This window comes from Kluyvera sp. Awk 3, assembly GCF_028069715.1.
GTDB lineage: Bacteria > Pseudomonadota > Gammaproteobacteria > Enterobacterales > Enterobacteriaceae > Kluyvera > Kluyvera georgiana_A.
In genome coordinates, this window is record NZ_JANEWH010000204.1 from 1 (window position 1) to 5,491 (window position 5,491).

Sequence of the window (5,491 nt, forward strand, 5' to 3'; positions counted from 1 at the left end):
GTATATATTTATTCAATTATTCAAATTGATTATTTGTACAGCGACTTGCGGAATGAGTGATATGTTTTTCTGATATTAACGGCAACAGTAGTTTTGAGTGCCCTACCGTCGCCGCAGAATAATTAGCCGACCAGACCCGGGAAGATGGATTTGATACCGGTCACAATGAATTCAATCCCCAACGCCATCAGTAACAACCCCATAATACGGGTGACCACGTTAATCCCCGTTTGCCCCAGCATACGCACCAGCCACGGAGAAATACGGAAAATGCCCCAACAACACCAGGCGAATAGCGCAATAGATAAGGAAAAACCGAGGAGATAGGTTAGCGAATGATAGCGTGTACCCCATACGATCGTGGAGCTAATAGCACCCGGCCCCGCCATCAATGGCAGCGCCAGCGGCACAACCCCCAGACTTTCACGCACGGCAGTCTCTGATTTCTCCTGCTTGTTCTGCTTATCTTCTCCCAGCTTGCCGCTGATCATCGACATCGCAATCGAGACCACCAGGATCCCGCCAGCAATACGGAAGGAATCAATCGAGATACCGAAAAGTTGCAGGATCAGATCGCCAAGGAATAACGAAGTCAGGAGAATAATGGCAACCGACAGACTAGCCGTCAGGTTGGTTTTGTTGCGCACCGCTGCCGTTTGATAACTCGTCAGGCTGATGAAAACCGGAATCAGACCAACCGGGTTCACCAGTGCAAACAGTCCAATAAAGAACTTAAAGAAAATAGGAAAATCAAACAACGTCTGAATCACGTGAACCCCGGAGCATCATTAAAAGTTGTCGTTGATGAACAGTAAATCGAGAGTGGCGCAGACAATACCTTTTTTATCGACCATGTTCACCAGAATTGTCCAGAAAAATGAGGTAAAAACAGAGTGTTATAAATTTGTATAAAGTATGCTAATGTTTACGGCACCGATACTCACGAATGATTAACAGCTTCTACATTTTGCTAAAACAGCCCTGCTGAAAGGTGTCAGCTTAGCTTAAATTTGATTTAGATCACGCAAATCGTACTCAGAAGTGGGTAATCTGCTTACACCGAAAGAGAAACGACCTCATAAATAAGTCGTATTTTTTCCGGTAAGCTCCTTGGCTAAATCGAAGCTCTTTTAGTAAATCAAGTGGATCAGTTCGTGGGTAACGCTTTGTTTCCTTAACTTTTTCGCCAGCTGCAGGTGATTTGTCTATACTGACTTGTCGAGCAGATGATTCACTAAAAAAGTTTAACATTATCAGGAGAGCATTATGGCTGTTACTAATGTCGCTGAACTTAACGCACTCGTAGAGCGCGTAAAAAAAGCCCAGCGTGAATATGCCAGTTTCACTCAAGAGCAAGTTGACAAAATCTTCCGCGCCGCCGCTCTGGCCGCTGCAGATGCTCGAATCCCTCTCGCCAAAATGGCCGTTGCCGAATCCGGCATGGGTATTGTTGAAGACAAAGTGATCAAAAACCACTTCGCTTCAGAATATATCTACAACGCCTATAAAGATGAAAAAACCTGTGGCGTGCTGTCCGAAGACGACACTTTCGGTACCATCACTATTGCTGAACCTATCGGCATCATCTGCGGTATCGTACCGACCACTAACCCAACTTCTACCGCTATCTTCAAATCGCTGATCAGCCTGAAGACGCGTAACGCCATCATTTTCTCTCCGCATCCGCGTGCTAAAGACGCAACCAACAAAGCGGCTGACATCGTGCTGCAGGCTGCTATCGCTGCTGGCGCACCGAAAGATCTGATCGGCTGGATTGACCAACCGTCTGTAGAACTGTCTAACGCGCTGATGCACCACCCGGACATCAACCTGATCCTCGCGACCGGTGGCCCAGGCATGGTTAAAGCGGCATACAGCTCCGGTAAACCTGCTATCGGCGTAGGCGCTGGTAACACTCCGGTTGTAATTGATGAAACCGCTGATGTGAAACGTGCCGTTGCGTCCGTTCTGATGTCTAAAACCTTCGATAACGGCGTAATCTGTGCTTCTGAACAGTCTGTTGTTGTTGTTGATTCCGTTTATGACGCAGTACGTGAGCGTTTCGCGACTCACGGCGGCTACCTGCTGCAGGGTAAAGAGCTGAAAGCTGTTCAGGACGTTATCCTGAAAAATGGCGCGCTGAACGCGGCTATCGTTGGTCAGCCGGCATACAAAATTGCAGAACTGGCAGGCTTCTCTGTTCCTGAAACCACCAAGATTCTGATCGGTGAAGTAAAAGTCGTTGATGAGAGCGAGCCGTTTGCTCACGAAAAACTGTCTCCGACCCTGGCCATGTACCGTGCGAAAGACTTCGAAGACGCTGTTGATAAAGCGGAAAAACTGGTTGCGATGGGCGGTATCGGTCATACCTCTTGCCTGTACACCGACCAGGACAACCAGCCAGAACGCGTAGCTTACTTCGGTCAGATGATGAAAACCGCGCGTATTCTGATCAACACCCCGGCTTCTCAGGGTGGTATCGGCGACCTGTATAACTTCAAACTCGCACCTTCCCTGACTCTGGGTTGTGGTTCCTGGGGTGGTAACTCCATCTCTGAAAACGTTGGTCCTAAGCACCTGATCAACAAGAAAACCGTTGCTAAGCGAGCTGAAAACATGTTGTGGCACAAACTTCCGAAATCTATCTACTTCCGCCGTGGCTCTCTGCCAATCGCGCTGGATGAAGTGATTACCGATGGCCACAAACGTGCGCTGATCGTGACCGACCGCTTCCTGTTTAACAATGGCTACGCTGACCAGATCACTTCTGTTCTGAAAGCGGCTGGCGTTGAAACCGAAGTGTTCTTCGAAGTTGAAGCTGACCCGACTCTGACCATCGTCCGTAAAGGTGCAGACCTGGCGAACTCGTTCAAACCAGATGTGATCATCGCGCTGGGCGGCGGTTCCCCGATGGATGCAGCGAAAATCATGTGGGTTATGTACGAACACCCGGAAACCCACTTCGAAGAGCTGGCGCTGCGCTTTATGGACATCCGTAAACGTATCTACAAGTTCCCGAAAATGGGCGTGAAAGCAAAAATGGTTGCTATCACCACCACTTCCGGTACCGGTTCTGAAGTGACTCCGTTTGCGGTAGTAACCGACGACGCAACCGGCCAGAAATACCCGCTGGCTGACTACGCGCTGACTCCAGACATGGCGATTGTTGATGCCAACCTGGTGATGGATATGCCGAAGTCCCTGTGTGCGTTCGGTGGTCTGGATGCGGTAACTCACGCCCTGGAAGCTTACGTTTCCGTACTGGCTTCTGAGTTCTCCGACGGCCAGGCACTGCAGGCTCTGAAACTACTGAAAGAAAACCTGCCAGCGTCCTACCACGAAGGTTCTAAGAACCCGGTAGCGCGTGAGCGTGTTCACAGTGCAGCGACTATCGCCGGTATCGCGTTTGCGAACGCCTTCCTGGGTGTATGTCACTCTATGGCGCACAAGCTGGGTTCTCAGTTCCACATTCCTCACGGTCTGGCGAACGCCCTGCTGATCAGCAACGTTATTCGTTATAACGCCAACGACAACCCGACTAAACAGACTGCATTCAGCCAGTACGACCGTCCGCAAGCACGTCGTCGCTACGCGGAAATCGCTGACCACCTGGGTCTGTCTGCTCCGGGCGACCGCACTGCAGCGAAAATTGAAAAACTGCTGGGCTGGCTGGACGAAATCAAAGCTGAACTGGGTATTCCTAAGTCTATCCGTGAAGCTGGTGTGCAGGAAGCTGACTTCCTGGCACACGTTGACAAACTGTCTGAAGATGCGTTTGACGACCAGTGCACCGGCGCTAACCCGCGTTACCCGCTGATTTCTGAACTGAAACAGATTCTGCTGGATACCTACTACGGTCGTGAATTCGTTGAAGGCGCTCCGGCAGCAGAGAAGAAAGAAGCCGCTCCGGCGAAAGCTGAGAAAAAAGCGAAGAAATAATCCGCTTTAACGCTCGCTGAAAAGCATAAGCAAAAAGCCCCATCATCATGATGGGGCTTTTTTTTATTCCGTAAACATCAACGGAAAACCACGCACGTTTGGCTCCGCATATCCATCAGGGCCTCAAACGTACGTAGAGGCGTTTAACAAGAACGGCAGGTCATACGGTGCTGGTCCTGAATAACAGCCAGAGAGCCCTTTTCAAGCGCCTCCTTGTAATGCTTACGGCAAACGGATACATAACGCTCGTTGCCACCAATCACCACCTGCTCACCCTCATTGTACGGCCGCCCTTCCTGATCGAGTCGCAGCACCATGCTGGCTTTACGACCGCAGAAGCAGATCGTTTTTAACTCAACCAGTTTGTCAGAGAGCGCCAGTAAATATTGGCTACCGCTAAACAGCTCGCCGCGAAAATCCGTTCTCAGCCCGTAGCACAATACCGGAATATCCAGGTTATCTACCACGTCAGAAAGCGCGTAGACCTGTTCACGCGTCAGAAACTGGCATTCATCGACAAGCACGCAGTTAATGCGTTCACGCGCATTCTCAGCGCTAATTTCGGCAAACAGATTACTGGTCTGATTAAACAGCTTCGCAGGCGAAGAGAGGCCAATTCGCGAGCTCACTTTCCCGGCGCCAAAGCGATCGTCTATTTCTGCGGTATAAACGATAGTGCGCATACCGCGCTCCTGGTAGTTGTATGACGACTGCAACAGAGCGGTCGACTTCCCGGCATTCATTGCTGAGTAGTAGAAATAAAGTTGTGCCATTGGCTGCAAAATCCTAATCGATGCGTTTTTTAAACGGCGTGCAGTGTAGCATATTTTGCCCACAGTCTTCCTGTGTCCTCTTCACCATTGCAGGATGAAGACACCTCTCGATTATGAGCCTGATACAACTGAAATATTCAGAAAAACCGATATATTACGTCACTGTCGTTTTCGCCCTACCTATTTATCCCCGGCACGAAGGTAACTTCATCATAAATCTGAAATAGTTAACCACTTTTACCCTCCGCCGCCGCATACAGCTGGCGGACCATCACGGCAAAATTAGCTAGCGAGGTTAATAGTTGAAAAGATGAATGAGTCTGTCTAAAAAAATGTGATCGCCGCCAATTTGTGTAGCGACTTGCAGGACATTGTTATCCATAAATTAAACAGTCACAGGTTGAAATAACATCGTCATAACTATGGGCTTAAAGCCGATAACCCTGATGCTGCCTGCGGTATTGCCATTGTCCGCACGGTAAAATCGTTTTCACCGCCATGCAATTTACCCATACAGGCTCTGAGGCAAATAGGTTAATAGTGTTAAGGAATGCGCTGCAAAAGCCCGGACAGGCCGTGAAGTGGTTGAGTCACGCAATCATTCATTGTCGATAAAGTAATGCACAAAATGGATGCATACCAGCTAATACATAAGGTTGATATTTACCCGTACGGGGGTATATTTATACACATCCCATCATCTCCGCCCCGCTCGTTATCCCGCTACGCCTCCTGACAATTAGTGCGGGAAAGATGAGGAACCTGGCCCACAATTTAAC

3 protein-coding genes are annotated in these 5,491 nt (G+C 49.3%); 1 reads left to right on the forward strand and 2 read right to left on the reverse strand.

The genetic code is table 11. From position 1 onward, the window contains the following. Positions 1 to 122: 122 nt before the first annotated feature. Positions 123 to 770, reverse strand: a complete 648-nt coding sequence (locus NNN71_RS23370) for a YchE family NAAT transporter (protein ID WP_163448655.1) — start codon at positions 768 to 770, stop codon at positions 123 to 125. 496 nt (positions 771 to 1,266) lie between these two features. On the opposite strand from NNN71_RS23370, the gene adhE reads away from it, so the two are divergent. Next, a complete protein-coding gene (gene adhE, locus NNN71_RS23375; protein ID WP_223802712.1) occupies positions 1,267 to 3,939 on the forward strand; it encodes a bifunctional acetaldehyde-CoA/alcohol dehydrogenase in 2,673 nt (890 codons plus the stop codon). Positions 3,940 to 4,082: 143 nt separating this feature from the next. Here the strand turns inward: adhE and tdk are convergent, their stop codons facing one another. Beyond that, positions 4,083 to 4,712, reverse strand: coding sequence for a thymidine kinase (tdk, locus tag NNN71_RS23380; RefSeq protein WP_163448657.1), 630 nt, complete (start codon positions 4,710 to 4,712; stop codon positions 4,083 to 4,085). Positions 4,713 to 5,491: the final 779 nt, after the last annotated feature.

Bases quoted from the DNA above. Each gene is read 5' to 3' on its own strand.
- tdk (WP_163448657.1), bottom strand. From the start codon at position 4,712: ATGGCACAACTTTATTTCTACTACTCAGCAATGAATGCCGGGAAGTCG.
- adhE (WP_223802712.1), top strand. From the start codon at position 1,267: ATGGCTGTTACTAATGTCGCTGAACTTAACGCACTCGTAGAGCGCGTA.